The 26,126-nt window shown below is 68.8% G+C and carries 29 protein-coding genes; 24 read left to right on the forward strand and 5 right to left on the reverse strand.

What is annotated here, in order from left to right:
• Positions 1-15: 15 nt before the first annotated feature.
• From ribBA to tolA, 8 genes are read left to right on the forward strand one after another with little or no spacing between them, the layout of a single operon-like run.
• Positions 16-1,113 carry a bifunctional 3,4-dihydroxy-2-butanone-4-phosphate synthase/GTP cyclohydrolase II gene (gene ribBA, locus NYO99_RS04895; RefSeq protein WP_268165966.1) on the forward strand — a complete coding sequence of 366 codons (1,098 nt, stop codon included), beginning with the start codon at positions 16-18 and terminating at the stop codon, positions 1,111-1,113.
• A gap of 15 nt (positions 1,114-1,128) precedes the next feature.
• On the forward strand, positions 1,129-1,602 hold the full coding sequence (gene ribH / locus NYO99_RS04900) for a 6,7-dimethyl-8-ribityllumazine synthase (RefSeq protein WP_268165967.1): 474 nt from the start codon (positions 1,129-1,131) through the stop codon (positions 1,600-1,602).
• Positions 1,599-2,090 carry a transcription antitermination factor NusB gene (gene nusB, locus NYO99_RS04905; protein WP_268165968.1) on the forward strand — a complete coding sequence of 164 codons (492 nt, stop codon included), beginning with the start codon at positions 1,599-1,601 and terminating at the stop codon, positions 2,088-2,090. The genes ribH and nusB overlap by 4 nt, the downstream gene beginning before the upstream one ends.
• Positions 2,090-3,280, forward strand: a complete 1,191-nt coding sequence (locus NYO99_RS04910; RefSeq protein WP_268165969.1) for a pyridoxal phosphate-dependent aminotransferase — start codon at positions 2,090-2,092, stop codon at positions 3,278-3,280. The genes nusB and NYO99_RS04910 overlap by 1 nt, the downstream gene beginning before the upstream one ends.
• Positions 3,277-3,672: a tol-pal system-associated acyl-CoA thioesterase gene (gene ybgC / locus NYO99_RS04915; RefSeq protein ID WP_268165970.1), complete on the forward strand. Its 396-nt coding sequence runs from the start codon at positions 3,277-3,279 to the stop codon at positions 3,670-3,672. The genes NYO99_RS04910 and ybgC overlap by 4 nt, the downstream gene beginning before the upstream one ends.
• Entirely contained in the window at positions 3,669-4,346 is a 678-nt protein-coding gene (gene tolQ / locus NYO99_RS04920; protein WP_268165971.1) for a protein TolQ, read from the forward strand. The genes ybgC and tolQ overlap by 4 nt, the downstream gene beginning before the upstream one ends.
• A 1-nt stretch (position 4,347) precedes the next feature.
• A complete protein-coding gene (gene tolR, locus NYO99_RS04925) occupies positions 4,348-4,782 on the forward strand; it encodes a protein TolR (RefSeq protein ID WP_268165972.1) in 435 nt (144 codons plus the stop codon).
• Positions 4,782-5,660: a cell envelope integrity protein TolA gene (gene tolA / locus NYO99_RS04930; protein ID WP_268165973.1), complete on the forward strand. Its 879-nt coding sequence runs from the start codon at positions 4,782-4,784 to the stop codon at positions 5,658-5,660. The genes tolR and tolA overlap by 1 nt, the downstream gene beginning before the upstream one ends.
• Here the strand turns inward: tolA and NYO99_RS04935 are convergent.
• Genes NYO99_RS04935 through NYO99_RS04950 form a run of 4 tightly spaced genes read right to left on the reverse strand, consistent with a single transcriptional unit; the run spans position 5,644 to position 7,931 of the window.
• Positions 5,644-6,126: a DoxX family protein gene (locus tag NYO99_RS04935; protein ID WP_268165974.1), complete on the reverse strand. Its 483-nt coding sequence runs from the start codon at positions 6,124-6,126 to the stop codon at positions 5,644-5,646. The genes tolA and NYO99_RS04935 overlap by 17 nt on opposite strands.
• On the reverse strand, positions 6,123-6,824 hold the full coding sequence (locus tag NYO99_RS04940) for an HvfC/BufC N-terminal domain-containing protein (protein ID WP_268165975.1): 702 nt from the start codon (positions 6,822-6,824) through the stop codon (positions 6,123-6,125). The genes NYO99_RS04935 and NYO99_RS04940 overlap by 4 nt, the downstream gene beginning before the upstream one ends.
• The gene (gene bufB / locus NYO99_RS04945) at positions 6,821-7,654 is read right to left on the reverse strand and encodes an MNIO family bufferin maturase (RefSeq protein WP_268165976.1); all 834 of its coding nucleotides are present in this window, start codon (positions 7,652-7,654) and stop codon (positions 6,821-6,823) included. The genes NYO99_RS04940 and bufB overlap by 4 nt, the downstream gene beginning before the upstream one ends.
• Positions 7,655-7,664: 10 nt before the next feature.
• Entirely contained in the window at positions 7,665-7,931 is a 267-nt protein-coding gene (locus NYO99_RS04950) for a BufA1 family periplasmic bufferin-type metallophore (RefSeq protein ID WP_268165977.1), read from the reverse strand.
• 102 nt (positions 7,932-8,033) lie between these two features.
• Between NYO99_RS04950 and NYO99_RS04955 the strand changes: the two genes are divergently transcribed.
• Complete coding sequence (locus NYO99_RS04955) at positions 8,034-8,612, forward strand: sigma-70 family RNA polymerase sigma factor (RefSeq protein WP_268165978.1); 579 nt, start codon at positions 8,034-8,036, stop codon at positions 8,610-8,612.
• On the forward strand, positions 8,609-8,803 hold the full coding sequence (locus tag NYO99_RS04960; RefSeq protein WP_268165979.1) for an anti-sigma factor family protein: 195 nt from the start codon (positions 8,609-8,611) through the stop codon (positions 8,801-8,803). The genes NYO99_RS04955 and NYO99_RS04960 overlap by 4 nt, the downstream gene beginning before the upstream one ends.
• Position 8,804: 1 nt before the next feature.
• On the opposite strand, the gene pcp is transcribed toward NYO99_RS04960, so the two are convergent.
• Positions 8,805-9,455 carry a pyroglutamyl-peptidase I gene (gene pcp, locus NYO99_RS04965; protein ID WP_268165980.1) on the reverse strand — a complete coding sequence of 217 codons (651 nt, stop codon included), beginning with the start codon at positions 9,453-9,455 and terminating at the stop codon, positions 8,805-8,807.
• Positions 9,456-9,523: 68 nt separating this feature from the next.
• Here pcp and NYO99_RS04970 point away from each other — a divergent pair, with 68 nt between their 5' ends.
• From NYO99_RS04970 to NYO99_RS05035, 14 genes are all read left to right on the forward strand, one after another.
• Positions 9,524-12,025 (forward strand): GspE/PulE family protein, encoded by a 2,502-nt coding sequence (locus NYO99_RS04970; RefSeq protein WP_268165981.1) that lies wholly within the window; start codon positions 9,524-9,526, stop codon positions 12,023-12,025.
• Positions 12,026-12,069: 44 nt separating this feature from the next.
• Positions 12,070-13,803 (forward strand): GspE/PulE family protein, encoded by a 1,734-nt coding sequence (locus NYO99_RS04975; protein ID WP_268165982.1) that lies wholly within the window; start codon positions 12,070-12,072, stop codon positions 13,801-13,803.
• 7 nt (positions 13,804-13,810) lie between these two features.
• On the forward strand, positions 13,811-15,043 hold the full coding sequence (locus NYO99_RS04980) for a type II secretion system F family protein (RefSeq protein ID WP_268165983.1): 1,233 nt from the start codon (positions 13,811-13,813) through the stop codon (positions 15,041-15,043).
• 146 nt (positions 15,044-15,189) lie between these two features.
• Positions 15,190-15,582 carry a type II secretion system protein gene (locus NYO99_RS21340; protein ID WP_326494820.1) on the forward strand — a complete coding sequence of 131 codons (393 nt, stop codon included), beginning with the start codon at positions 15,190-15,192 and terminating at the stop codon, positions 15,580-15,582.
• The gene (locus NYO99_RS04990) at positions 15,582-16,061 is read left to right on the forward strand and encodes a type II secretion system protein (protein WP_268165984.1); all 480 of its coding nucleotides are present in this window, start codon (positions 15,582-15,584) and stop codon (positions 16,059-16,061) included. Before NYO99_RS21340 ends, NYO99_RS04990 begins: the two co-directional genes overlap by 1 nt.
• Positions 16,062-16,098: 37 nt before the next feature.
• A complete protein-coding gene (locus NYO99_RS04995) occupies positions 16,099-16,659 on the forward strand; it encodes a type II secretion system protein (RefSeq protein WP_268165985.1) in 561 nt (186 codons plus the stop codon).
• Entirely contained in the window at positions 16,646-17,461 is an 816-nt protein-coding gene (locus NYO99_RS05000) for a type II secretion system protein (RefSeq protein ID WP_268165986.1), read from the forward strand. Before NYO99_RS04995 ends, NYO99_RS05000 begins: the two co-directional genes overlap by 14 nt.
• Positions 17,458-17,919, forward strand: coding sequence for an MSHA biogenesis protein MshP (locus tag NYO99_RS05005; RefSeq protein WP_268165987.1), 462 nt, complete (start codon positions 17,458-17,460; stop codon positions 17,917-17,919). The genes NYO99_RS05000 and NYO99_RS05005 overlap by 4 nt, the downstream gene beginning before the upstream one ends.
• Positions 17,920-17,926: 7 nt before the next feature.
• Positions 17,927-21,487, forward strand: coding sequence for a DUF6701 domain-containing protein (locus NYO99_RS05010; RefSeq protein ID WP_268165988.1), 3,561 nt, complete (start codon positions 17,927-17,929; stop codon positions 21,485-21,487).
• Complete coding sequence (locus NYO99_RS05015) at positions 21,487-22,470, forward strand: hypothetical protein (protein ID WP_268165989.1); 984 nt, start codon at positions 21,487-21,489, stop codon at positions 22,468-22,470. Before NYO99_RS05010 ends, NYO99_RS05015 begins: the two co-directional genes overlap by 1 nt.
• Positions 22,470-23,147: a hypothetical protein gene (locus NYO99_RS05020; protein ID WP_268165990.1), complete on the forward strand. Its 678-nt coding sequence runs from the start codon at positions 22,470-22,472 to the stop codon at positions 23,145-23,147. The genes NYO99_RS05015 and NYO99_RS05020 overlap by 1 nt, the downstream gene beginning before the upstream one ends.
• On the forward strand, positions 23,144-23,890 hold the full coding sequence (locus NYO99_RS05025; protein WP_268165991.1) for a hypothetical protein: 747 nt from the start codon (positions 23,144-23,146) through the stop codon (positions 23,888-23,890). Before NYO99_RS05020 ends, NYO99_RS05025 begins: the two co-directional genes overlap by 4 nt.
• Complete coding sequence (locus NYO99_RS05030) at positions 23,887-24,306, forward strand: hypothetical protein (RefSeq protein ID WP_268165992.1); 420 nt, start codon at positions 23,887-23,889, stop codon at positions 24,304-24,306. Before NYO99_RS05025 ends, NYO99_RS05030 begins: the two co-directional genes overlap by 4 nt.
• Positions 24,303-26,123 carry a secretin N-terminal domain-containing protein gene (locus tag NYO99_RS05035; protein ID WP_268165993.1) on the forward strand — a complete coding sequence of 607 codons (1,821 nt, stop codon included), beginning with the start codon at positions 24,303-24,305 and terminating at the stop codon, positions 26,121-26,123. The genes NYO99_RS05030 and NYO99_RS05035 overlap by 4 nt, the downstream gene beginning before the upstream one ends.
• The last annotated feature ends 3 nt before the right edge of the window (positions 26,124-26,126 follow it).

Genomic DNA, 26,126 nt, shown 5'->3' on the forward strand with positions numbered 1-26,126 from the left:
CTACAATCACCGGCTATGCCCATCTCTCCCATCCCCGAGCTGGTCGCCGAGTTGGCCGCCGGCCGCATGGTCATCCTCGTCGACGAAGAAGACCGTGAAAACGAGGGCGACCTCGTTCTCGCCGCCGACCTCGTCACGCCTGAGGCCATCAACTTCATGGCCAAGCACGGCCGCGGCCTCATCTGCCTGACGCTCCCGCGCGAGCACTGCGAGCGCCTGCAACTGCCGCCCATGACGCGCCGCAACGGCACGCAGCACGGCACGGCCTTCACGGTGTCCATCGAGGCGGCCACGGGCGTCACAACCGGCATCTCGGCGGCCGACCGCGCCCGCACCGTGCAGGCAGCCGTCGCCGCCAATGCCAAGGCCAGCGATCTGGTGCAGCCCGGCCATATCTTCCCGCTGCAGGCGCAGGATGGCGGCGTGCTGATGCGCGCCGGTCACACCGAGGCCGGCTGCGACCTGGCCCGCATGGCTGGCCTGTCGGCGACTTCGGTGATCTGCGAGATCATGAAGGACGACGGCACGATGGCGCGCCTGCCGGATCTGGAGATCTTCGCTGCCGAACATGGCCTGAAGATCGGCACCATCGCCGACCTGATCGAGTACCGCAGCCGCAACGAGAGCCTCGTCAACCGCGTCGCCCAGCGTCCGCTGGCGACCGCACAGGGCGAGTTCGACTGCCACGTCTTTACCGACCGCACCGGCGGCACCCACCTCGCGCTGACGCATGGCGCCTGGCGACGTGACGACGAAGTGCTGGTGCGGGTGCATGAGCCGCTGTCGGTCATGGACCTTCTGGAGGCGGGTTCCTGCGGCCACTCCTGGGGCTTGCCGGCGGCGCTGGCAGCCATCAAGGCCGGCCCGGCGGGCGTCGCCGTGCTGCTGAACTGCGGCGAAGACGCTGCCGGCGTGCTGGCCCGTGCGCGCGACGCCAAACCGGCCGCGCCCGCGCGCGGCGCGATGGACCTGCGCACCTATGGCGTTGGCGCCCAGATCCTGAAGGCGCTGGGTGTGCACCACATGAAGCTGCTCGGCAGCCCGCGCCGCATGCCCAGCATGACCGGCTACGGACTGGAAGTGACCGGCTTCGTCACCTCCCCTTCCTGCTGACGCGAGAGACCTGAGATGCAAGACTCCGACCAAGGCCGGCCCAGTTTCGAGGGCGCCCTCGACGGCAGCGACCTCAGCGTCGCCATCGTGCAGGCCCGTTTCAACGATGCCATCACTTCTGCGCTCGCCAGCGCGTGCCTGGCGGAGTTGTCGGTGCTGGGCGTGCCGGCAGAGGCCATCCGCCACGTGACCGTCCCCGGCGCGCTGGAGGTGCCGCTGGCGCTGCAGGCGCTGGCCGAGACCAACGATTACGACGCCCTCATCGCGCTGGGCTGCATCATCCGCGGCGAGACCTATCACTTCGAGTTGGTCGCCAACGAGAGCGGCTCGGCCGTCACCCGCATCGGGCTGGATCACGGCATCCCGATCGCCAACGCCATCCTGACCGTCGAGAACGAGGCCCAGGCGTGGGCCCGCGCCGAGCCCAAGGGCCGCGATGCCGCCCGTGTGGCCGTCGAGATGGCCAATCTGCTGAAAGAAATCGAGTGAACACCCCCAACAAGACCGCACCCAAGACGGCCAACAAGCCCGCCGGCAAGAAGCCGGCCGTCAAGTCTGCCCGCCGCCGCTCGCGCGAAGCAGCGTTGCAAGGCCTCTACCAGTGGCTGCTGACCGGTGAAGACATCGGCGCCATCATTGCGCTGGGCCGTGAGCAGGAGGGCTACGCCAAGCTCGACCTGAAGCACTACGAGGCGCTGCTGGGCGGCTGCGTGCACGAGGCCGCCGACCTGGACGCCATCCTGTCCCGCCATGTCGACCGCAAGACGACCGAGCTGTCGCCCATCGAACACGGCATCCTGATGATCGGCGCCTACGAGCTCAAGCACTGCCTGGACATCCCGTACAAGGTCGCCATCAACGAGGCGGTGGAGCTGGCCAAGTCCTTCGGCGGCACCGACGGCCACAAGTACGTCAACGGCGTGCTGGACCGCGCGGCCGTGGACCTGCGCCCCCTCGAGGTCACCGCCAAGCGCTGATGAGACTGGCAGCGCGGCTGGACCGCATCGAGCCTTTCTATGTGATGGAGCTGGCCAAGGCGGCGGCGCAGCTCGCGGCTGGCCCGCTGTGCGACCCGGCCCGCGGCGGCCGGCGCATGATCCGGCTCAACATCGGCGAGCCCGACTTCGGCGCCGCTCCCGCCGTGCGTGATGCCGTCGCCCGCATTGCGCAGGGCGACACGCCCTACACCGACGCGCTGGGCCTGCCGGCACTGCGTGACGCCATCTCGCGCTGGTATGGCCAGCGCTTCGGCCTGGCCATTGCGCCCGAGCGCATCGCCATCACGGCGGGCGCCTCGGCCGGCCTGCAGCTCGCCTGCCTCGCGCTCTTCGAGCGCGGCGACGAGGTGCTGATGCCCGATCCCTGCTACCCCTGCAACCGCCACTTCGTGACGGCGGCGGACGCCACGCCGCGCCTGCTGCCCACCGGTGCGGCGGAGCGCTTCCAGCTTGGCGCGCAGCAGGTGCGTGACGCCTGGACGTCGGCCACGCGCGGCGTGCTGCTGGCCTCACCCAGCAACCCCACCGGCACGTCCATCGCGCCCGAGGTGCTGGCGGACATCGCCGGCTTCGTGCGCGAGCGCGGTGGCGTCACGGTCGTCGACGAGATCTACCTGCCGCTGAGTTACGAAGACCATTTCGGCCGCAGCGCGCTCGGGCTGCCGGACGGGCTGGGCGACGACATCGTGTCGGTCAACAGCTTCTCCAAGTACTTCGGCATGACCGGCTGGCGGCTGGGCTGGCTGGTGCTGCCGCCGGCCCTCGTGCCCGCCATCGAGCGGCTGGCGCAGAACCTCTACATCTGCCCGTCCACGCTGGCGCAGAAGGCGGCGCTGGCCTGCTTCGAGCCGGCGTCCATCGCTGAGTTCGAGCGCCGTCGCGCCGTGCTGCGCGAACGCCGGGACTACATCGTGCCGGCGCTCAATGCGCTGGGCCTCACCGTGCCGGTCGCGCCCGACGGCGCGTTCTACGCGTGGATGGATGTGTCGCGCTTTCATGCCGACAGCTGGGCCTTCGCGCATGAGCTGCTGCAGAGCGCCCAGGTCGCGCTGACGCCGGGGCGCGACTTCGGCCTGGCCGACCCGCAACGCTGGATGCGACTGTCGTTCGCCTCCTCGCTTGAAGACCTGCAGGAAGCGGTGGCCCGCCTCCGCGAGGTGCTGGCATGAGCTTCAATTGGCCGGTCCGCGTGTACTGGGAGGACACCGATGCTGGCGGCATCGTGTTCTACGCCAACTACCTGAAGTTCTTCGAGCGCGCCCGCACCGAGTGGCTGCGCGCGGCCGGTGTCGAACAGCACCAGCTGCGCGAGGACACCGGCCTCATGTTCGTCGTCGCCGCCACCAGCCTGCGCTATGCGGCGCCGGCACGGCTGGACGACCTGCTGACCATCACCGTCGAACCCGAACCGGCCGGCCGCGCCAGCCTTGTCGTGCGCCAGCGCGCGCTGCGCGGCGACACGCTGCTGGCCGAGGGTGAGATCCGCATCGGCTGCGTTCGCGCCCAAGACCTGAAACCCCAACGCCTCCCTGACGCCGTCATCGCGGCGATCGCTTCATGAACCAAGACCTCTCCATCGTCTCCCTGATCATGCACGCCAGCCTGGCGGTGCAGCTCGTCATCGCCGGCCTGCTGCTCGTGTCGCTTGCGAGCTGGAGCGTCATCTTCGGCAAGCTCATCGGCCTGGGCCAGATCAAGCGCCGCAACGACGCCTTCGAGTCCGAGTTCTGGAGCGGCAAGAACCTCAACGACCTCTACCAGTCGGTGGGCAACCGCCAGGACGGCGCGCCGCTGGAGCGCATCTTTGCGTCCGGCATGCGCGAGTTCCTGAAGTTGCGCGAGAAGCGCGTGGCCGACTCCAGCGCGCTGCTGGACGCCGCCCGCCGCGCGATGCGCGCCAGCTTCCAGCGCGAGCTGGACGCGATGGAAAGCAACCTGTCCTTCCTCGCGTCGGTCGGCTCGGTGTCGCCGTATGTGGGCCTGTTCGGCACCATCTGGGGGATCATGCATGCCTTCGTCGGCCTGTCCAACCTGCAGCAGGTGACGCTGGCCACCGTGGCACCGGGCATCGCGGAGGCGCTGGTGGCCACCGCCATCGGCCTGTTCGCTGCCATTCCGGCGGTGCTGGCCTACAACCGTTTCGCGCGCCAGATCGACCGCACGGCGATCACGCTGGAGACCTTCATCGAGGAGTTCTCCAACATCCTGCAGCGCAACTCCACGCAGGGCGGCTGAGATGGCCGCCGTCTCTGCCCGCGGCGGCCGCCGGCGCCGCACGATGAACGAGATCAACATGGTGCCGTTCATCGACGTGATGCTGGTGCTGCTCATCATCTTCATGGTCAGCGCGCCCATGATCACGACCGGCTTGGTGGACCTGCCCAGCGTGGGCAAGAGCCGCCAGCAGCCGGATCACGTCATCCAGGTCATCGTCGGCACCGACGAGCGGCTGAAGATCAAGGTCGACCAGCTGGAGCCCGAAAGCATCCCGGTGAACCGCCTGGCCGAGCGGGTCAAGAAGGCCCAGGGCGGTGACGCCAGCAACCCGGTCGTCATCTCGGCGGACAAGAACGTCAAGTACGAGGCCGTCGTGCAGGTGATGGACACGCTGCAGCGCGCCGGTGTGCAGCGCGTGGGCCTGGCCGTGAAGAGCGGCGCCGCGTCCAACTGATGTCGACAGCCACCCTGCGCCCTCCCGAAGCCGCTGGCATGGGCCGCGGCCTGCTGTTCGCGCTGGCCGCGCACGGCCTGCTGCTGGCAGCGCTGAGCTGGTCGGTCAACTGGCGCAGCAGCAGCGAGGCAGCGTTCGAGGCCGAGCTGTGGTCCTCGGTGCCGCAGATCGCAGCGCCGCGCGAGGAAGCTCCGCCCGAGCCGGAGCCCGAGGCGCCCAAGCCGCCGGAGCCCGACCGTGCCGCCCAACAGCGCGCCGCTGAGGAAGAGGCCGCCGAGCAGCGCGAGGCCGAGATCGCTATCGCCAAGGCCAAGAAGCTGAAGGAAGAGAAAGCTCGTCAAGAAGCCGCCAAGCTGGAGCGCGAGAAGGAAGCCAAAGAGAAGGAAGCCAAAGAGAAGGCCGCCAAGGACAAGGCCGCGAAGGAAAAGGCTGCCAAGGAAGAGCAGGAGCGCAAGAAGGAGAAGGCTGCCAAGGACGCCAAGGAGGCGAAGCTGGCCAAGGAGGCCGACGCGCGGCGCGAGGCGCAGCGTCAGGAGTTCCTCAAGCGCATCCAGGGCATGGCCGGCGGCACGCCGGGCTCCACCGGCACGGCTGCTCAGAACGCGGCGCCGTCGGCGGGCTGGGTGGGCCGCGTCAAGGGCAAGGTGCGCCCGCTCATCATTTACGCCGACGACGGCGGCGCCAACCCGATGGCCGAGGTGCAGGTGGCACTGGCGCCGGACGGCCGCATCCTGGGCAGCAAGGTGCTCAAGGCCAGCGGTGACGCCGAATGGGACCGCGCCGTGCTGCGGGCCGTTGAAAAGGCCGAGACGCTGCCGCGTGACACCGACGGACGCGTGCCCCCGGTCATCATCCTGACGTTCAGGCCGCGCGAATAACGCGGTCGGCCGACCAGCGGCCGGCGCCCCACAGCACCACCGCCAGCGCCAGCACGCCCCACAAGGCGTGCTGGGCCTGCGCCGCGGGCGACAGGTCGTCGGCACTCAGCGACAGCACGGCCACGAAGTTCACGACAAACAGCCCGGCGCCGGCAAAGCGCCCGGCCAGGCCCAGTGCGAGAAGCACCGGCAGCACCAACTCCCCGCCCGTGCCCAGCCACGCGGCCAGCACCGGGGGCAGCAACGGCACCTGGTAGTAATCCTGGAACAAGGCCAGTGTGGACGACCAGTCCCGCAGCTTGGTCAGCCCTGACAGGAAGAACACCTGGGCGACATACAGCCGCGCGCCCAGCAGCGCCAGCGATTGCAGGTGGCTGGCGAGCGCGCCCAGTGCCGCGGGCAGCCGCGTTGGCGTGAGTCCGGGGTCGGTGCAGGCGCGCAGCGTGGCGCAGAGCAGAGCGTTCATGGCGGGTCGGTCTGGTTTGTGGGCGTTGACCTGACCGCGTGCAGCCAGGCCTTGCGCAGCGCGGCTTGCAGCCACGCGGCAAAGTCGAAGTCGGACTCAGCGCCCAGACCTTGCACATCGGCGGCGATTTCCAGCGCAGCCGCCAGGCTTGCACCGCCCAGCAACGCGTGCATGAAGGCGGCGTCGGGCGCTGGCAGCGGCTGCGACACGCCGCGCCAGCCATCGCGCCACACGAGCACGGCGCCCGCCTGCTGCGCCAGCAGCGTGACGCCCGGGCGCAGTTGCAGCCACAAGGTCTCGGGCGGTGTGCTGCCCAGCAACTGCAGGGAGTCGGCGTCCAGCGTGGCATCGGCGGCGCGCTCGGCGCGGTGGATGGCCCAGTCCAGCCGCGCGAGATCGGGGAGGCCGGAGGCCTCGCCCGCGCGCTCGGCCAGAAAGCCCGCCAGCGCACCGCCCCAGTCGCCCAGGTCACCGCTGCTGGGCGGGTGGGCGCGCCAGAAGCTCCAGGCCAACTGGGCGAATTCGTCCTCGCCGAGCGCCTCGCGCACTTGCGTGAACGGCACGGCCAACGCCTGCCGGGCCAGCGCGCTGAGGTTGTGCCGGTAGGCCGCGAGGCCGCGCTCGCCGCCGGTCAGCGTTTCCGGGGCATCCGCGCGACCGAGCAGCGCGTCGACGAAGGCCTGTTGCGCGGCCTTCATCGCTGCAGCGCCCTCGCCTGCGCGGCCTCGGCGAGCAGCACGTCCAGTGCCGGCACGTCGGTATCCCATTCCACCAGCGTAGGGGTGGGGCCGAAGCGCTGGATGGCGTGCGCGTAGACGCGCCAGACCTCATCGCGCACGCGGCTGCCGTGGTCGTCGATGACGAGGCCGTCGTCCCGCTCGCAGTGGCCGGCCACGTGCATCTCGCCGACGCTGCCGGGCCGGATTGCGTCGACCCAGCGCATCGCCTCGGCCGTTGCCCCGGCAGCGTCATGGCCGGCATTGCGCGCGTTGACGAAGAGGTTGTTGACGTCCAGCAGCAGGCCGCAGCCGCTGCGGCGCGTCAACTCATTGAAGAACTCGGGTTCGGCCAGCGTGTCGCCGGCCCAGCCGACGTAGGCGCTGATGTTCTCGACAAGCATCGTGCGGCCCAGCCGCTGCTGCACCTCGTCGACATGGCGGCAGATCAGCGCAAGCGACTCGTCGGTGAAGGGAATGGGCAGCAGGTCGGCCGCGTGCAGGCCCGAGCCGGTGCGCGCGAAGCAGGCGTGGTCTGACACCCAGCGCGGCTGCATGCGCTCAACCAGGCGGGCCAGCCGAGCCAGATGCCGCTGGTCCAGCCCAGCGGCCGAGCCCAGCGCCAGGCCCACGCCATGCAGGCTCAGGTCATAGGTCTGGCGGCCTGCATCCAGCACGGCCAGCGTGACGCCGCCGTCGGCGAAGAAGTTCTCGGCATGCACTTCGATGAAGCCCAGCGCCGGCCGTTGGGCCAGCAGGGCTTCGTAGTGCGCATGGCGCCAGCCGATGCCGACGACAGGTTCCGGCGCCACGCGGCAGCCTTTACTTCTTGGCCGGCGAGCTGAGCTTGCCACCCGACTTCTCGCAGGTGCCTTTGGCCACGTACTTCCACTCGTTGGGGTCGTTGTCCATCTTGGCTTGGCCGGCGCAGGAGTGGCTGCCGTTGGCCGAGGCGCAATCGTTCTGGCCCGCCTTGGCAACGCCGTAGCACTTTTCCTTGGCGGCCTTGTCCTGGGCTTCGGCCTGGGCGACGAGGCCCAGAGACAGCGCGGCGGCCAGGGCGGATGAGACGAGGGCTTGTTGCTTCATGAGGATGCTCCGTAGAGGTGGGGGACCAGAAAAACGCGGCCGATCATCCGACCGCTGAGCAGATGTCGCAAGCGACCCCGCCATCCTTACACTCGCGCCGCCATGCCCCATGCCGATACCGAATTCAGCCATCGTGTTCAAGCGCTGCAGCCCGTGCTGCTCAAGTACGCCCGCCTGCAGTTGCGCAATCCGGCCTGGGCCGAGGACGCGGTGTCCGAAACCATGCTCGCCGCGCTGGAAAAGCCGCAGGCCTTCGCCGGCAACAGCCAGCTCAAGACCTGGCTCGTGGGCATCCTCAAGCACAAGCTCATCGACCAGATCCGGCGCAACAGCCGCGAGATGTCAGCCACATCCACCAGTGAGGATGGCGAGGATCTCGATGATCTGCTCTTCACGGTGGACGGGCACTGGCGCGAGTCGCCGCACGACTGGGGCAACCCGGAAGATGCGCTGCGGCAGACCGACTTCATGAAGGTCCTGGAGCTTTGCGTCGAGAAGCTGCCTGGCCAGCAGGGGCGCCTGTTCATGATGCGCGAGTGGCTGGAGCTGGAATCCGACGAGATCTGCAAGGAATTGGCGATCACGCCGACCAACCTGTGGGTCATGCTGCACCGCGCCCGCCTGCGCTTGCGCGAATGTCTGCAGCTGAACTGGTTCGGTACGACCGGAGCTGCCACGTGAGCCCCTTGATGATCACCTGCCGCGAGACGACACGGCGCCTGCTCAAGGCGCAGGACCAACCCCTGACGCTGAGCGAGCGCCTGGGCATGCTGCTGCACCAGCGCCTGTGCCGCAACTGCCGCCGCTTCGCCGGGCAGCTCGCGCTGATGCAGCAGGCTGGCGAGCGCTGGCGCGGCTACACGCAGGACTGACTCAGCTCGTCGGCGCGCCCTCGTCCGCCGCGGCTGCGCTGATCGACGTGCTGCCCATGGCCACCGCCAGCGCCAGGCCGATGGCGGCCACCTGAGCGGCAAGGGCCATGCTGGGCGGCGCGGGCTGGGCCTGCGCGGCCTGCTCGGGCAGCGCCGGCAGGTGGATGAAGCCGCTGCGCACGCCGGTGCCCGCCAGCCGGTGCTGGAGCTCGAAGAAGACCTGGTTGCAGACGAAGGCCCCTGCGGTCAGCGACAGCCCGGCCGGATGGCCGGCTTGGCGCAGCGCGTCACGCATGGCCTTGACCGGCAGCGTCGAGAAGTAGCCCGCCGGGGCATCGGCACGCACCGGCTGGTCCAGCGGGCGCTGGCCGTCGTTGTCCGGGATGCGCGCGTCGATCAGGTTCACGGCAACGCGCTCGATCGAGATCTCGGCCCGTCCGCTGGCCTGGCCCAGCGCCACGACAAGGACAGGCGCCAGCGCATCCAGCGCCCGCCCGAGCGCGACGGGCGCGCCCGTGAAGCTCGTCGGCAGCTGGCGGGCATGCACCTGTGCCGCGCCGATGAACTGGCCGTTCAGCGCGCGCGCGACCTCCCAGGAGGGGTTGATGGCCTCGCCACCAAAGGGGTCGAAGCCGGTGAGCAGAATGTTCATGGCCAGATTGTCGCGACGCAGGCACGCCGTCGCTCTGAAGCGTCACGGGCCACCTCCATAATCGCCCCATGACCGACCCATTTGAGCCCCTGCCCTGGCCCCATGGAGAGGCCGAGGCTGGCCAGTCTGCGGGCTTTGTCTGGCCCAGCCCGCCCTATGCGGCCTATGCCCAGCCGCAGCGCCAGCAGGAGCCGGAGGCCTGCGAGATCCTCGGGTTGAACAACAGCCGCAGCGGCGGGCAGTTGCTGGCGTTGGACGCCGCGGGGCGTCAGGTGCGCATCAACGTGCCGCCGGCTCGCAACAGCATGCCGCTGAAGTTCAGCCAGTTCCGCGCCATCAAGCTGATGCGCGTGCTGGTGGCGGCGCCCCGCGACGAGCGCCTGGATGCGGATCAGCGCCCGCGCAGCGAGTTCCGCATCGTCTTCAACGGCGGTGACGAGCTCAAGGGCGTGACCATCGGCCACCAGGTCGACGAGCTCGGGCTGTTCCTGTTCCCGCCGCTGTCAGAGGCCGACGACTCGGTGCGCCGCGTCTTCATTCCGCGCGAGGTGCTGGCGCATTTCGAGGTGGGCGAGCGCATCGGCGAGCTGCTGCTCAAGGACAAGCTCGTCACGCAGGAGCAGTTGGCGGCGGCGGCGGTCGAGCAGACGCAGCTGCGCCAGCGCCGCGTGGGCGACATCCTCGTGGAGCAGCACATCGTCACCGCCGAGCAGCTGCTGCAGGCCATCGAACAGCAGGCCAAGATGCCCATGGTGCGCATCGGCGAGGCCTTGCTGGCACTGGAGCTGGTCAAGCCCGAGCAGCTGGAGCAGGCGCTGGTGCAACAGCGTGCCGATCGCTCCGTGCCGCTGGGCGAGCTGCTGGTGCGCCGCGGCATCATCAGCCGCGCGCAGCTGCAGTCGGCGCTGGCGCGCAAGATGGGCTACCCGGTCGTCGACGTCGAGAACTTCGCCATCGAGCCCGATGCCGTGCGCAAGCTGCCGCACGCGGTGGCCAAGCGGCTGGAGATGCTGCCGCTGGTCCTGCGAGACGGGCGCCTCATCGTCGCCATGGAGGACCCGACGCGGCGCGAGGCCATCGACGAGGTGGAGTTCATCACCCAGCTCAAGGTCGTGCCCACGCTGACCAAGCTGGGCACGTTGCAGTTCGCCATTCCAGCGGCCTTCGACCGATTCGGCAGCGATGCGCTGCCCTCGGGTGGCGCAGACGCCCTGCCCGACTTTCAGCCCGACTTCACGCTGGAGTCGTCCAACAAGCTCATCGAGAGCCTGGAGCGCGACAGCAGCGAGCGCGTCTCGCGCGAGGACGAGTCGCCCATCGAACAGAGCGACAACAGCCTGGTGCGGCTGATCAACTCGATGATCATCGAGGCGCACAGCCAGGGCGTGTCCGACATCCACATCGAGACCTACCCCGGCCGCGAGAAGCTCAAGATCCGCTTCCGCCGCGACGGCGTGCTGCAGCCCTATCTGGAGCTGCCGCACACCTACCGCAACGCGATGATTGCGCGCATCAAGATCATGTGCGACCTCGACATCTCGGAGCGCCGCAAGCCCCAGGACGGCAAGATCAATTTCGCGCGCTTCTCGCCCCAGCACCGGCTGGAGCTGCGTGTGGCCACCATCCCGACCAACAACAACCTGGAAGACGTGGTGATGCGCCTGCTGGCTTCCAGCAAGCCCATCCCGCTGGACAAGATCGGCCTGACGCCCGCCAACCGCCAGGCGCTGGAGACGGCCGTGGGACGGCCCTACGGCATGGTGCTGTGCGTGGGCCCCACCGGCTCTGGCAAGACCACCACGCTGCACTCGGCGCTCGCCCACATCAACACGCCGGACCGCAAGATCTGGACGGCCGAAGACCCGGTCGAAATCACGCAGGCCGGCCTGCGCCAGGTCCAGGTCAACCCCAAGATCGACTGGACCTTTGCCAAGGCGCTGCGGGCCTTCCTGCGCGCCGACCCGGACGTCATCATGGTCGGTGAGATCCGCGACCAGGAGACTGCCGAGATCGCCGTCGAGGCCTCGCTGACCGGCCACCTGGTGCTGTCCACGCTGCACACCAACAGTGCGGCCGAGACCATCACGCGGCTGCTGGACATGGGGATGGACCCGTTCAACTTCGCCGACTCGCTGCTGGCCGTGCTGGCCCAGCGCCTGGTGCGGCGCAGCTGCACCGCCTGCCAGGTACGCGAGCCGCTGAGCGAGGCTGAGCTGGGTGAGCTGCTGGACGACTACCTGCACGTCTTCCCGGCCGACGCGCGGCCCAGCCGGCTGGCGCTGACGGCGGAGTGGATCAAGCACCATGCACACGAAGGCCGGCTGATGAAGTTCACCAGCCCGGGCTGCCCCGCCTGCGGCCACTCCGGCTACAAAGGCCGTGCCGGCCTGCACGAGTTGCTGTCGGTCTCCAAGGACCTGCGTCGCATGATCCAGACCGGCGCCCGCGCCGAGGAGTTGCACCGCGCCGGCCTGGCCGAGGGCATGCGCTCGCTGCGCCAGGACGGCATCGTCAAGGTGCTTCAAGGCATCACGACGATCGCCGAGGTGCACGCCACCAGCAATGTCTAGCGCTGCCCAAGGGCGGCGAACCCCTGTTTGAAGAGTGCAAACCGATGAGTGAAGCGTCGATGGAACCTGCGGCCGCGCCCCGCCCCAAGCTGCGGCTGGGCGACGTGCTGGTCGAACAGCAGCTGATTTCCGCCGAGCAATTGGGGCAGGCGCTGGAGTTGCAGCGCGCCACCGGCAAGAAGCTGGGGCGCATCCTCATCGAAGCCAACCTCATCACCGAGGAGGCGCTGGCCCACGTGCTGGCCCGCCAGCTGCGCGCGCCCTTCGTCAACCTCAAGACCTTCCCGCTGAAGACGGAGCTCGTGCGCCTGCTGCCGGAGACGCCGGCCCGGCGCTTCCGCGCACTGGTGCTGGAGGAGCGCGGCGACACGTTGCTGGTCGCGATGGCCGATCCGCTGGACCTGTTCGGTTTCGACGAGTTGGCCAAGATCCTGAAGCGCCGGCTGGCCATGGCCGTCGTGGCCGATAGCCAGCTTGCCGCGGTGTTCGACAAGCACTACCGCCGCAGCGATGAGATCTCCGGCCTGGCCAAGGCGCTGGAGAAGGACATCGGCGACGCGGTGGACTTCGGCGCGCTGCAAGCCAGCGTGGGCCAGGAGGGCGCGCCGGTCGTGCGGTTGCTGCAGAGCGTGTTCGAGGACGCCACGCGGGCCGGCGCGTCCGACGTGCACATCGAGCCGCAGGAAGGCGAGCTGCTGATCCGCAACCGGGTCGACGGTCTGCTGCAGACGCTCACGCAGGCCGACAAGCGCATCGCGCCTGCGCTGGCGCAGCGCCTGAAGCTGATGGCCGGCCTGGACATCTCCGAGAAGCGCCTGCCGCAGGACGGCCGCTTCACGCTGCGGCTGTCGGACCGCACGCTGGACGTGCGGCTGTCCACCATGCCCAGCCAGTACGGCGAATCGGTCGTCATGCGCCTGTTGGGCCAGGGTTCGGCGCTGCGCCGGCTGGACGCCATCGGCATGCCCGACGACATGCTGGCCCGCTTCCGCGAGCTGCTGGCGCGCGACGCCGGCATGATCCTCGTGACTGGGCCCACCGGTTCCGGCAAGACGTCCACGCTCTACGCCGCGCTGGCCGAGCTGGATGCTGAACGGCTCAAGATCATCACCGTCGAAGACCCGGTGGAGTACCGCCTGCCCGGGCTGACGCAGGTGCAGGTGCACGAGAAGATCGACCTGAGTTTCGCCCGCGTGCTGCGCGCGGCGCTGCGGCAAGACCCCGACGTCATCCTCGTCGGCGAGATGCGCGACCCCGAGACGGCCGAGATCGGCCTGCGCGCGGCCATCACCGGCCATCTGCTGCTGTCCACGCTGCACACCAAAGACACCGTCTCCACGCCGTTCCGGCTGCTGGACATGGGCGCACCGCCTTTCATGGTGGCCACGTCGCTGCAGGCCGTGCTGGCGCAGCGGCTGCTGCGTGGCGTCTGCAAGCACTGCGCCGAGCCGCATGTCGCCACGCCGCAGGAACAGGCCTGGGTCAACGAGGTGCAGGCGATGAACGGCCTGCCGCCGGGGCCCATCCACAGCGTCAAGGGCCGCGGCTGTGCCGAATGCCACGGCACCGGCACGCAAGGGCGGCGCGGCATCTACGAGATGCTGGAGCTGGACCCGGACATGGCGCTGGCCATCCAGCGCAGCGATGCGGGGGCCTTCCTCAGCGCGGCGCGCAAGTCACTGAAGGGCAAGACGCTGGCCGACCGCAGCCTGGCGCTGGTGCTCGAGGGCAAGACCTCGCTGGCCGAAGCGGTGCGCATCAGCGTGGACACCGAGTGACGGCGGCATGAGCAACTTTGCCTTCAAGGGCCGCAACGGCCGCGGCGAACTGGTGGAGGGCATCGTCGACGCCCCGAGCAGTGATGCCGTGGCCGCGCAGCTGATGGCGGGCGGGGTGGTGCCAGTCAGCATTGAGCCTGCCGCCGAGGGCAGCAACTCGCCCGATGCCGGTGGCTGGCTGCAAGCGCTGCTGGCCCGCCCCATCACCGGGGAGGACACGCTGGTGCTGACGCGCCAGTTCTACACACTGCAAAAGGCCGGCGTGCCCATCCTGCGCGCGCTGGCCGGGCTGGAGGCCTCGACCGCCCACCCCGGCATCATCAAGCTGCTGCAGGATGTGCGCGCCAGCCTCGATCAGGGTCGGGAACTGGCTGCCGCTTTCGCGCGCCACCCCGCCGTGTTCAGCGCCTTCTATGTCGCGATGACGCGCGTGGGCGAACTGACCGGCCGCCTCACCGAGGTGTTCCAGCGCCTGTCCGAGCACCTGGAGTTCGAACTCGACATCCGCGCTCGCATCAAGCAGGCGCTGCGCTATCCGGTGATGGTCATCATCGCGATGGGCATTGCGCTGGTGGTCATCAACCTCTTCGTGCTGCCCAAGTTCGCCGAGGTCTTCGCGCACTTCAAGAGCGAACTGCCGCTGATGACGCGCATCCTGTTGGGCTTCTCGGGCTGGACGGTGAAGTGGTGGCCGCTGGTGCTGGCCGGCGGCATCGGGGCCGTGTTCGTGTGGCGTAACTGGGTGGCCTCGGCCAGCGGGCGCTACACCTGGGATCGCCTCAAGCTGCGGCTGCCCATCGCTGGCGACATCGTGCTGAAGGCGACGCTGGCCCGTTTTGCGCGCAGCTTCGCGCTGGCCAGCAGCTCGGGCGTGCCCATCAGCCAGGCCATGACGGTGGTGGCGCAGACGGTGGACAACGCCTACATCGGCGCCCGCATCGAGCAGATGCGCGACGGCGTGGAGCGCGGCGAGAGCATCTCGCGCTGCGCGACCGGCACGGGCGTGTTCACACCCATCGTGCTGCAAATGATTGCGGTGGGCGAGGAAACCGGCGAGCTCGACACGCTGATGACCGAAATCGCCCAGATGTACGAGCGCGAGACCGACTACGCCATCAAGGGCCTGTCGGCGGCCATCGAGCCCATCTTGCTGGCCATCATCGGCGCGCTGGTGCTGGTGCTCGCGCTGGGCGTGTTCCTGCCGCTGTGGAACCTCGGCCAGGCGGCGATGGGTCGCTGATGCCTTGTGCGTGACGGCTGCAACGGTTTGCAGCCCAGCTGCATTCAGCCCGCAAACGCGTGCGCTTTTCACTCCTGGGCCACCCAGGCTTGCACGATAGTGCGGGTATCCCAGAACGAGAGCGCATTGCGCAGGAAGGACTCCCCATGAACAAGCCCCAACAAGCTGGTTTCACGCTGATCGAGTTGGTGATGGTCATCGTCATCCTCGGCGTGCTGGCCGCGGTGGCGCTGCCGAAGTTTGTCAACGTTGACGACGACGCCAAGCAGGCCGCAGTCAACGGTGTGGCGGGCGCGCTGAGCTCCGGCTCGGCCATCAACTACGCCTCGCGCAAGGCCAACAGCAGCAAGGGCGTGGCGATCGCGAATTGCACGGATGTCGAGAAGACCATGCAAAGCTACAACGGCACCGCCGGCACCGGCCTGCCCAGCGGCTACACCATCACGGCTGCGGCGATCACGGCGGAGTCCACGGTCACCAACTGCGTCGTGACGGGCAACGGCAAGACGGCCAACTTCACGGCCACCGGCATCTCCTGATGCGCCTGCCGCGCAGCACGCGTGGCCCCTCGAACCGCGGCGCATGCCGCGGCTTCACGCTGGTTGAGTTGATCCTCGTCATCGTGATGACAGCCGCCCTGGCGGTGTTCGCCCTCCCAAGAGTGCTGGACACGACGCTGTGGCGGCTGCGTGCTTTTGGCGACGAGTTCCAGGCTCGCCATCAGGCCATGCTGCGCCTGTCGCTGCAGCAGCGTCGCGCCATCGTCACCACCATCAACAGCACTGGCATCTCCTGGGCCTATGTTGGCGGCGCGACCGTCGGCACGCTGCCATGCCCTGCGACGGAGTCACCGTGCATTGCCGAGAGCGGCAGCCGTACCGTCACATTCAACAGCGGCAACAGCGGCGCGGTGACCACCAGCACCGGTGCAGCCTTGGTGGCCACAGTGGCCTACGGCGACTACAGCCAGGGCTACCGCATCGAAGCGGACACCGGGCTGATCTACCCCACTCCTTGAACGATTGGCCATGCGGCGCCGGGCTAGCATTCGAGGAATGCCGTTTTCACTCCGCTACCGAGGTCAGCGCGGCCTGACCTTGATTGAACTGTTGCTGTTTGTGGTGGTGGTGGGTATCGCCCTGGCGGCCATGCTGCAAGTGTTCGTGACCGCCACGCGGGCCAGCGCCGATCCGATGATCCGTCGCCAGCAACTCGCCATTGCCGAATCGTTGCTGCGCGAAGTGCAGTTGATGCCATTCACCCGCTGTGACCCCTCGGACGCCAATGTCGAAACCGCAGCGTCTGCCAGCGCCTGCGCCTCGTTGCCGGAGAACAGTGGGCCGGAAGCCGGGCAAACACGCTACGGCCCCACCAGCTTCTTCAACAACGTCAACGACTACGCCGGCTTTTCCATGACCGGCATTCGCGACCTGAACAACACGGTGGTGCCCGGGCTGGCGAACTACAGCGCCTCGGTCGCCGTGGCCGCTGCAGCGCTGGACACGGTGTCGTCCACTGACGCGCTCAAGATCACCGTCACCGTCACGGCCCCCGACGGCAGCACCCTCAACCTTCAAGGCTGGCGAACCCGGTATGCCCCCAATGCGCCGGACTGAACGCAGCCGCCGTCAGGGCGGCTTCACGCTGATCGAAGCCGTGACGGTGATCACCATCACCGGCGTGGTCATCGCCGTGGTGTCGGTATTCATCTTGCCGGCGACGTCTGCCTACTTCGCCAGCAGCGACCGCGCCAAATTGGGCGATCACGCCGACACCGCATTGCGCCGCATGGCCCGCGACCTAGCGCTGGCACTGCCCAACAGTGTGCGCGTGGCAGCCAGCGGCCGGACCGTGGAACTCATCCCGGTGAGCGGCGGCGCACGCTACGCCACCGAGTCGGGCGACCCGCTCCAGTTCGGCACCACACCGGCTGACAGCAGCTTCAGCATCGTCGGGCCTGCGTTGCGCCTGAGCCGCGCCAGCCAGCAACTGGCGTGGTTCAACCTCGGTGCCGGCATCGCCGACGCCGATGCCTACACGCTGGCCAACGTCCGTAGCGCCACCAACCCAGCGGGCGACGCCACAACGGTGGGCCTGACTGGTGCTGCCTTGCCCAATGCGTTGTTGGCCCCGCCCTATCGGGTCTACGCGATCGAGTCGCCCGTGAGTTACCGCTGCGACACTGCAGCCCAAACGCTCACTCGTCATACCGGCTACGGCTTCAATGCGACGCAGGCAGACCCACCCACCGGAGGCACCAGCGCGGTACTGGCCAAGGACGTCAGCGCCTGCAGCTTCAGCTACACCACCGGCGCCGCGGGTGCCCGCTACGCGTTGGCCAGCTTGCAGATCACCTTGACCCGCAACGGTGAGTCGGTATCGCTCTACCACGCGGTGCACGTGGACAACCTGCCGTGAAGCCCCGCCTCCATCTCGCCAGCCGCCGGCACGGCTTCACCATGATGTCGATGCTGTTCATCCTGGTGGTGCTTGCGGCGCTGGGTACCGCCTTGGCGGCCCTGAGCCAACGGCAGCAACTGGGCTCCGCCGGGGAGCTGGCGGCCGCCAAGGCGTATCAGGCGGCCGTGGCGGGTCTGGAGTGGGGCAGCTATCAGGTGTTGGCCGGGGCCAGCGCACCCGGGTGCTTCAGCGCGCGCAATATCCAGATGCCCGACCAACTCGCGGATTTCACCGTCACCATCACCTGCACGCGAACGCCCAGCACAGGCACGGTGAGCGACGGCGGTACCGCGTTGGTCTTCTACGAACTGGTGGCCACGGCCTGCAACATCACCGCGGGCGGGGCCTGCCCCAACGGCTCCACCAGCGAACCCACCTTCACCGAGCGTCAGATGGCGCGCACGGTGTCACGTTGAGAGCCTGATGAAGCTGCTTCAGCGTCTCCGCTGCGCCGCCGCTGCCTGCGTGGTGGCCCTGTTGCCGGGACTGGCCCTGGGCCAAGGCACGCCCGGCGTGCGTGCGGAATACTTCAACTACAGCGGCCCGCCACCCGATAGCGTCCCCGCCAGTGGGGCCGTGGTGGACCGGGTCGAATCGACCATCAGCGTCCTGCGCTCCACCGCGTCGCCAGCGCCCGGTGTGGGCTCCGACAACTACCAGATCCGCTACACCGGCAGCCTGCTGATTCCCGCCACGGGGTCGTACACCTTGCAGATCGAAGCCGATGACGGCATCCGCCTCTGGGTCGATTGCAGCAATGACGGCGTTTTTCAGAGCAACGAGCTGTTTGACCGCTGGGTGGAGCAGTCCACCACCACCTACCGCGTGGCGTGCAGCAACAACCTCGTTGCGGGCAACCGGTACAAATTCAAGCTGGAGTACTACGAGCGCGGCGGCGAACAGTCCATCCGCCTGAGTTGGGCCGGCCCCAGCCCTGTCGGCTCCACCCTCGTGGTGATCCCGAAGGGTGACGGTACGCAGGGGCTGTACAGCGGCGTTACCGATGCTGCACCGCCCACCATCGTGTCGGCCCAGCTCGCCTGCGGCGCCACGAGCCAGATGCTGGTCACGTTTTCGGAGCCGGTCGATGCGTCCACCGCGCAGAACACGGCCAACTACAGCCTGTCCGGCGGGCACACCATCACGGGCGCCACCCTGGCAGGTGACGGTACGGCGGTGGCGCTCACGATGAGTCCAGCCATGACCGCCACGCGAACACTGACTGTCAACAACGTGCGTGATCTGGCCGGCAACACGATCGCGGCCAACAGCACCAAGCAGGTGGCCTACGCCCCCACCACCCTGGCCAGCGGCCTGCTCGGCGCCTACTACAGCCAGAACGGCGTTCCCGAGGCCTACTTTGGCGGAACGGCCGTGCAGCGCGTGGACAGCACCGTCAACTTCGATTGGGGCGGCGGCGCACCCGGCGTGTCAGGCGTCGGCGCTGATGACTTCACCGTGCGCTGGACCGGCCTGATCCGTGTGCCCACGAGCGGGAGCTACGTATTTCGCACCCGCTCGGACGACGGCGTACGGCTGTATGTGAACGGCAGCAACGCGGTCGACAACTGGAGCGACCACAGCGCCAGCTACGACGTCAGCAGCGCCATGTCGCTGATCGCAGGCAGCTACGTGCCGGTGACCTTGGAGTACTACGAGCGCGGTGGCAGCGCCGTGATCCAGTTGGAATGGCAACCGCCCGGATCCAGCACGTTCGTCGCCATTCCGGCCGAAGAGCTGTACCACTGTGTGCCTGCAGCCGTGGCCAGCTTTGACATCAGCGGCACGGGATCCGCGTCCACCTGCCAGCCGCAAACCCTCACGATCACGGCCCGCGACGCGGCGGGCGCCACGATCCTGAACTACAACGGCACCGTCAACGTCACCACCTCGTCGGGCCGCGGCAACTGGTCACCCGGAACGGCCTCCGCACCGCAAGGCAGCTTCACGGCCGGCTCGGCCAACAGCGGGGCCGCGAGTTACCAATACGCGGTGGCGGATGCGGGCAGCGTGCAGCTCCAACTGAGCCACAGCCTCGCGCAGAACATCACCGTCACGGTCGCCGACTCGATGGACCCCAGCGCCAGCACCACCTCGGCCACCATTGCCTTTCGAGACAACGCCTTCGTCTGGTCAGAGGATCTGAGCGGCCGCGTCAGTGGCAGCAACGTCGTGGTGGCAGGCCGCCCACACGACATGCAGGTCTCACTCATCAAGAAAGACCCCAGCACCGGCAGCTGCGGCGTGGCCACCGACTTCACCGGCACGCGCAATCTCAAACTGTGGCGCACCGACAGCGGCGGCACCTGGACAGCGCCCAGCGTGACCAGCCCTGCCCTCACCATCCCGGCAGCACGTCCTGCATCCAACAACCTTGCGCTGAGCTTCACCAGCGGCGTGGCCAGTTTGAACCTCGGGACCACCGACATCGGCAAGTACAGGCTCAATCTCGACGACGACTCGCTCACCTACGCCACCACCACGTTGAGCGGCAGCGTCGGCGACCTGGTCGTGCGGCCATTCACCATCGCCATCCGCGGCCTCACGCTGTCTGGCACCGGCAATCCGGGCGGCAGCCTCGCGAGCGACGCCGTCTTCGGCAAGGCCGGCGCCAGTTTCTCAGCGACGGCGACGGCCTACCGATGGTCCGGTGGCGCTGACGCCTCCAACGACGGCGTGCCCGACGCTGCAGCCACGCTGAGCCAGGTGTCGGCCGGTGGCGTGGCTGCTGGCTTCAACAGCACGGTGACCCTGAGTGCACTCGCCGGGTCCCAAACGCCCACGGCCTCATCAGGCGGGGTGCTCGGCACGCTCGGCACCGGGACCATCACCTCCCAAGGCGGCGGGAGCGTGAACTGGATCAACCTCACCTACAGCGAAGCCGGCAGCTTTCAGCTGAACACCACCGGCGTGGTGAGCAACTTCCTCGCCAGCGGGCTCGCGCTCAACGCCACGGTGTTCAACGCCAGCGGCGTGCAGAGCAACCGTGTGGGCCGCTTTGTGCCAGCAGGGTTTGCGCTCAGCGGGTACAGCGCAGCGCACCGCAGCGCGATGTCCTGCGCAGCGGCCGCCAGCTTCACCTATCTGGACGAGGACGTGACCTTGGGCTTCACCCTCACCGCTCAAAACGCGGCGGGCGCCACCACGCGCAATTACGTGGGCAGCTACGCCAAGTTGGCCCTCACCACCCCAGGCAATTTCAGTCTTGCCGGCATCAGCGGCAGCACGATGTTCAAACCCGGCACCCGCGTCAGCACATCCGCCAGCACGGGCAGTTGGGCCACGGGCGGCAGCGCAGGCACAGCGGCCATCACCCTGACCGCTCGTGTGGCCCGAGCTGCGGTGCCCGACGGCCCGTTTGACACGGCACAGTTCGGTATCGCGCCCACCGACACTGACGGCGTGACCATGCTGACGCTCAACCTCGACACCGACAGTCCGGCCAATGGGGCGGATCGCACACTGCTGGGACAAATCCCGCTGCGACACGGACGCCTGCGCCTCCAAAATGGCATGAGTGCGGCCAACCGGCCGCTCACACTGCCGCTGACTGCCCAGTACTGGAACGGCACGGCCTTTGTCACCAACCCCCTGGATGCCTGCACCCGCGTGACCGCTGCGAATCTGAGCTTCGGCAATCTGCGCAAGTCCTTGACGGCGGCCGACCTGGTCATGAGCCCCAGCAGCGTCACGGTGAACCCGACCAGCCCCACCTTCATCACGCTGGCGGCGCCCGGCGGCAGCCGCGTGGGCAGTGCGGACATCGCCGTGGCCTTGGGCACGGGGAGCTCCCCGTCAGACGCCTCGTGCCTCAAAACCGCCGCCGGCTGGACGGCCACTACGGCTGCCACCACGGGCGCCAACCTGGCGGCGCTGCGTGGTGCGTGGTGCGGCGGCAACTACACCAGCGACCCCAGCGCCCGCGCCGTGTGGGGGCTGTACCGCGGCAGCAATGGCGTGGTCTACCAGCGGGAGAACTATTGATGCGATGGCCCTGGTCATCTCGCCGCAACAACCAACGCCTTGTGCTGCGGCGCGTGGGCGAACAACATGCCTTCGTGCTCACCAGCGGCGCTCCCGCAGGTGAACCCGCCCAACTGCTGCGCTGGGGCCTGATGCCCGAAGCCAAGAGCCTGCCCGCCGGTGAAGCAATTGCACTGCTCGACCCGGAGCACTACCAGATCCTCAAGGTGGAAACGCCCAGCGTGCCCCAGCAGGAGCTCAAGGCAGCCGCACGCTGGCTGATCAAGGACATGGTCGACGTCGACGGCGCCGACCTCACGCTGGATGTGCTTCACGTCGGCGGCGATGTGGAACGCGCGCAGCGTCAGCTGTTCGTGGTGGCTGCCCGCAATCGCGCGATTGAGGCGCTGGCCCGCGGTGCAGCGGCCATGCACAGCGAGATCGGCATCGTGGACATCTGGGAAACCAGCCTGCGCAATCTGCTCGCTCAACAAGCGCGCCGCGACGACCTCAGCGGCCGCGCCTGTGCGGCGGTGTTGATCGAAGACACGCAATGCCTGCTGGTGGTGTGCGCGGGTGACGAACTGTTCTACACCCGGCGTATCGAACCCGACGCCGACCTGGTGGCCCGAGCCCGTGGTGACACCCCCTCCGTGAGCCCGGTCGAAGTGCCACTGGGCTTTGAATACCAGCCCGGGGGCGACTTTGAAACCGCCAGCCACCAGGAGTCTCCGCTGGTGGTTGAACTGCAGCGCTCCATCGATGTGTGGGAGCGCAGCTGGCCTGAGCTGCCGCTGGCGCGCCTGTACGTGCTCACCGCCGATCATGGCGACGCCGTGGCCGCGCTGATCCAGCGTGAACTGGGACAGCGCACCGTCGCGCTGAACCCGCTGATGGCCTTTGGTCCCAACGCGCCCGCGCCCGAAGGCGATGCCCGTGCCGCCTTGGCCGCCTGCCTGCCACTGCTGGGTGCCGCATTGCGCACCGAGAACCGCCGACTCTGATGCCACAGCAGATCAACCTACTCACGCCCATCCTGCTGGCACCCAAGCGCTACTTCTCGGCGCTGACCTTGTTGCAGGCGGCGGCCCTGATGCTGCTGGCGGGCCTGGCGGCGGCGTTTTGGCTGCAGCAACGCGAGCGCCGCATCGAAGCCGAGCACCAAGCCCTGATGGCTCAGTACGCCGAGCAACGTCAACAGTTGCAGGTCGCCCAGGCCGGCCTGCCCGCGCCGCAAGACCCCACGGCACTGCAGCAGCAACTGCAGCAGCTCGAGGCGGGCAACGCCCAGCGCCGCGGCTTGCTCGTCAGCCTGGGCCGCGATGGCACGGCGCCCGTCGGGCAACGCCACTCCGACGTGCTGGCGCTGCTGGCCCGCAGCCTGCCGGATACCGCGTGGGTCACCGAGGTGCGTTACGCGCCGGGCCGGCTGGAAGTGGCTGGCGGCACGCTGAACACCGCTGTGCTGCGCCCCTGGCTCGGTCAGGTTGCGGCGCACCCGCTGCTCGCCGGTAAGGAACTCACCGCCCTGCGCGTGGACCGGGTGGGCGCAACAGCCGGTGATGCCACCCCGCTGTTCGACCGCAGCGGCGCCACCGCCCCCAGCGGCCTGCCCGTATGGAGCTTTCGCGTGGTGAGTTCGCCGGTGGCCGCCTCCGCTCCGCAAGGAGTTGCGCGATGAAAGCCCAAACCCGCATCGATCGTGCGTGGCTGCAGCGCCAGCTGGCCCCGCTGCAATCTGCCTGGGCGCGCCACGCCCAGCGGATTGACGCCCTGAGCCTGCGTGAACGCGCCATCCTGTTCCTGAGCATCGTGGCCGTGTTGGCTGCAGCGTTTGACACCTGGGTGTTGGGCCCACAAGCAAGCCGCCAGAAGCAGCGGCTCGATCAACGCCGCCAGCAAGATACCGAGCTGGCGCAACTGCGCAGCGGCTTCGTCAACGCCAGCAGCGGTGCAGCCGACACCACCACGCCATGGCGCGTGCAAATCGAAGCCGCCCACGCCGAGCGCACGCGCCTCGACACCGCCCTGCGGGACACCGCGGCAGTCAGCTCCGCCGAAGGCCTGTCGGCCGTGTTGCAACGCCTGCTGGCCCAGCAAGCCGGGCTCAGCCTGGAGCGTCTGCGCCTGCTGGACGACACCCCCGTCATGGCCACCGCGGCATCGGCCCCAGCGTCAGGCGCCACAGCCTCCGCGCCATCCAGCGCCGGCGCCCCGTCGTCGTCTCAGCTGCTGCCCGGCATGAGTTGGCAAGGCGTGGAACTGGTGGTGCGCGGCAGCTATCCCGTCGCCCAGCGCTACCTGCAACAGCTGGAGCGCGAGCTGCCTGGCCTGCGCTGGGGCGACCTTCAACTGGCGGCCGGCAGCGGCCCTGAGTCGTCCCGTTTGCAGGTGCAATTGTTTTTGTTGAGGGTGCAGCCATGAGAACCTGGTTGTGGCTGTGCGTCATGGCCAGCGCCGTGGCCAGTCCAGCGGCCTCGGGGCAGGAGCCCGTCGCTGCGCGTGACCCCACGCAATGGCCGCCCGCGCTGCGCGCTGCCGTCGCCGCACAGGCAACGCCTGCGGCGTCTGCGCCAGATGCCATTGCGGTAGCACCGGTGCGCCAAGTGATCATGGCCGACGGACGCGCCTACGTGGTTCAACGCGGTCGCCGCTATGCCGTGGGCGAAAGCCTGGACGGCGCCCGCATCGAGCGCATCACCGAACATGCCGTCTGGTTCCGCGAGGCTGCGGGCACGCTGCGCCGGGAGTCGCTGTACGGCGGCGTCGAAAAGCGCGCCCCAGCCCTCTCGCCAAGTCCGGCCGCCTCAGGCATCAAGAAATCCAAGGAGAAGCCATGAAGGCCCCCGCCCCCCGTCTGCTGCTGCTCAGCACGGCTCTGTTGCTGGCCGCCTGCGCAGACAAGCCCCTGCGCCTGGCACAGCCCAGCCAAGCCCTGCGCGACGAGTTGCAATCCCAGCGCTCGGCGCCTGCACCGGCCCCCGCTGCCAGCAGCGTGGCTGCGGCCGTCGTACCGCCTTCGGCGCCGGTGGCTGCCGTACCCATCGCGCCGGCCGCGCCGCCAGAGCCGCGCTTCGACCTCATCGTCAACGGCGCGCCGGCGCGCGACGTGTTCCTGTCCCTGGTCAGCGACACGCGCTACAGCATGCTGGTGCACCCCACCGTGACGGGGCAGCTTTCGGTCACGCTCAAGGGCGTCACGATTCGCGAGTCGCTGGACGCCATCCGCGATGTCTACGGCTTCGACTACACCATTGACGGCCGCCGCATCACCGTCTTCCCGCCGACGCTGCAGACCCGCGTGTTCACCATCAACGCGCTGGCCCACCAGCGCAGCGGCCGCAGCGAGGTGCGCGTGAGCTCGGGTGCAGCGCCGATCGGCAGTGGCGGCAGCGGGGGCAGTGGCGGCGCCGCCGGCAGCACGGGCGCAGGCGCCTCCGGCAGCGGCGGCAGCAGCAACAGCGTGCAGCAGCAGGAGAGCAGCCAGCTCAGCACCAAGGTCGCCACCGACTTCTGGGCCGAGACCGCCGCCGCGCTGCGGGCGCTGGTGGGCAGCGGCGAGGGCCGCACCGTCATCACCAGCCCGCAGACCGGCACGGTGGCCGTACGCGCCATGCCCGAGGAGCTGCGCCACGTGGAGGCCTGGCTCAAGGCCACGCGCGTGGCGGTGGAGCGCCAGGTCATGCTGGAGGCCAAGATCGTCGAGGTCGAGCTGCGCGAGGGCTACCAGAGCGGCATCGACTGGTCGCGCGTGGGCGAGCGCGGCGCCATCGGCCAGACCAGCGCCAACCCGTCCACACCGAGCGGCGTGAACAGCATCATCAACCCGCTCGTCAGCAACACGCGAGGCCTGCCCACGCTGTCCAGCGGCACGCAAAGCCCCAACTGGCCCGACCTCATCCCCCTGCCCTCGGCCGGCGGCGGCACCTTCGGCCTGGCGCTGGCGCGCGGCGGCTTCCAGGCGCTGCTGAGCTTCGTCGAGAGCCACGGCGACACGCAGATCCTGTCCAGCCCACGCATCGCGACGCTGAACAACCAGAAGGCCGTGCTCAAGGTGGGCACGGACGATTACTTCATCACCGGCATCAGCGGCAGCAACAGCGGTACGACGACGGGCACCAACGGCAACACCACCAACCAGATCCCGACACTGACGCTGACGCCCTTCTTCAGCGGCATCGCGCTGGACGTGACGCCGCAGATCGATGCGGCCGACATGATCACGCTGCACATCCACCCGTCGGTGTCGGCCGTCACCGAAAAGGTCAAGCAAGTGGACCTGGGCGAGGTGGGCAACTTCCGCCTGCCGCTGGCCAGCGCCAGCGTCAACGAGAGCGACACCGTGGTGCGCATCCCCGATGGCCACATCGTGGCCATCGGCGGGCTGATGCAGATGGAGTCGTCGCGGCGCGGCTCGGGCCTGCCCGGCGCCGACACCAACCCGCTGACGTCGACGCTGTTCGGCAACCGCGCCAACAGCGGCCGCAAGCGCGAGCTGGTGGTGCTGATCAAGCCCAGCATCATCCGCAGCGCCGACGACTGGGCGCAGCACAACCGGCTGGTCAGCGAGTCGCTGAGCGACACCGAGAGCCGCGCCCGTCGCGTCATCCGGCTGGACGGCCCCGCCGCAGCTCCGGCCCCGGCCCCGGCCAAATGACGC

Source organism: Roseateles hydrophilus (assembly GCF_026712245.1).
GTDB lineage: Bacteria > Pseudomonadota > Gammaproteobacteria > Burkholderiales > Burkholderiaceae_C > Pelomonas > Pelomonas hydrophilus.

Bases quoted from the DNA above. Each gene is read 5' to 3' on its own strand.
- NYO99_RS04910 (WP_268165969.1), top strand. From the start codon at position 2,090: ATGAGACTGGCAGCGCGGCTGGACCGCATCGAGCCTTTCTATGTGATG.
- NYO99_RS04990 (WP_268165984.1), top strand. From the start codon at position 15,582: ATGCGCCTGCCGCGCAGCACGCGTGGCCCCTCGAACCGCGGCGCATGC.
- tolR (WP_268165972.1), top strand. From the start codon at position 4,348: ATGGCCGCCGTCTCTGCCCGCGGCGGCCGCCGGCGCCGCACGATGAAC.
- ribBA (WP_268165966.1), top strand. From the start codon at position 16: ATGCCCATCTCTCCCATCCCCGAGCTGGTCGCCGAGTTGGCCGCCGGC.
- NYO99_RS05035 (WP_268165993.1), top strand. From the start codon at position 24,303: ATGAAGGCCCCCGCCCCCCGTCTGCTGCTGCTCAGCACGGCTCTGTTG.
- NYO99_RS05030 (WP_268165992.1), top strand. From the start codon at position 23,887: ATGAGAACCTGGTTGTGGCTGTGCGTCATGGCCAGCGCCGTGGCCAGT.
- NYO99_RS05010 (WP_268165988.1), top strand. From the start codon at position 17,927: ATGAAGCTGCTTCAGCGTCTCCGCTGCGCCGCCGCTGCCTGCGTGGTG.
- NYO99_RS05020 (WP_268165990.1), top strand. From the start codon at position 22,470: ATGCCACAGCAGATCAACCTACTCACGCCCATCCTGCTGGCACCCAAG.
- NYO99_RS21340 (WP_326494820.1), top strand. From the start codon at position 15,190: ATGAACAAGCCCCAACAAGCTGGTTTCACGCTGATCGAGTTGGTGATG.
- pcp (WP_268165980.1), bottom strand. From the start codon at position 9,455: ATGAACATTCTGCTCACCGGCTTCGACCCCTTTGGTGGCGAGGCCATC.
- NYO99_RS04940 (WP_268165975.1), bottom strand. From the start codon at position 6,824: ATGAAGGCCGCGCAACAGGCCTTCGTCGACGCGCTGCTCGGTCGCGCG.
- NYO99_RS04935 (WP_268165974.1), bottom strand. From the start codon at position 6,126: ATGAACGCTCTGCTCTGCGCCACGCTGCGCGCCTGCACCGACCCCGGA.
- ribH (WP_268165967.1), top strand. From the start codon at position 1,129: ATGCAAGACTCCGACCAAGGCCGGCCCAGTTTCGAGGGCGCCCTCGAC.
- NYO99_RS05025 (WP_268165991.1), top strand. From the start codon at position 23,144: ATGAAAGCCCAAACCCGCATCGATCGTGCGTGGCTGCAGCGCCAGCTG.
- NYO99_RS05000 (WP_268165986.1), top strand. From the start codon at position 16,646: ATGCGCCGGACTGAACGCAGCCGCCGTCAGGGCGGCTTCACGCTGATC.
- NYO99_RS05015 (WP_268165989.1), top strand. From the start codon at position 21,487: ATGCGATGGCCCTGGTCATCTCGCCGCAACAACCAACGCCTTGTGCTG.
- tolA (WP_268165973.1), top strand. From the start codon at position 4,782: ATGTCGACAGCCACCCTGCGCCCTCCCGAAGCCGCTGGCATGGGCCGC.
- tolQ (WP_268165971.1), top strand. From the start codon at position 3,669: ATGAACCAAGACCTCTCCATCGTCTCCCTGATCATGCACGCCAGCCTG.
- NYO99_RS04970 (WP_268165981.1), top strand. From the start codon at position 9,524: ATGACCGACCCATTTGAGCCCCTGCCCTGGCCCCATGGAGAGGCCGAG.
- NYO99_RS04955 (WP_268165978.1), top strand. From the start codon at position 8,034: ATGCCCCATGCCGATACCGAATTCAGCCATCGTGTTCAAGCGCTGCAG.
- NYO99_RS04980 (WP_268165983.1), top strand. From the start codon at position 13,811: ATGAGCAACTTTGCCTTCAAGGGCCGCAACGGCCGCGGCGAACTGGTG.
- NYO99_RS04995 (WP_268165985.1), top strand. From the start codon at position 16,099: ATGCCGTTTTCACTCCGCTACCGAGGTCAGCGCGGCCTGACCTTGATT.
- NYO99_RS04975 (WP_268165982.1), top strand. From the start codon at position 12,070: ATGAGTGAAGCGTCGATGGAACCTGCGGCCGCGCCCCGCCCCAAGCTG.
- ybgC (WP_268165970.1), top strand. From the start codon at position 3,277: ATGAGCTTCAATTGGCCGGTCCGCGTGTACTGGGAGGACACCGATGCT.
- NYO99_RS04950 (WP_268165977.1), bottom strand. From the start codon at position 7,931: ATGAAGCAACAAGCCCTCGTCTCATCCGCCCTGGCCGCCGCGCTGTCT.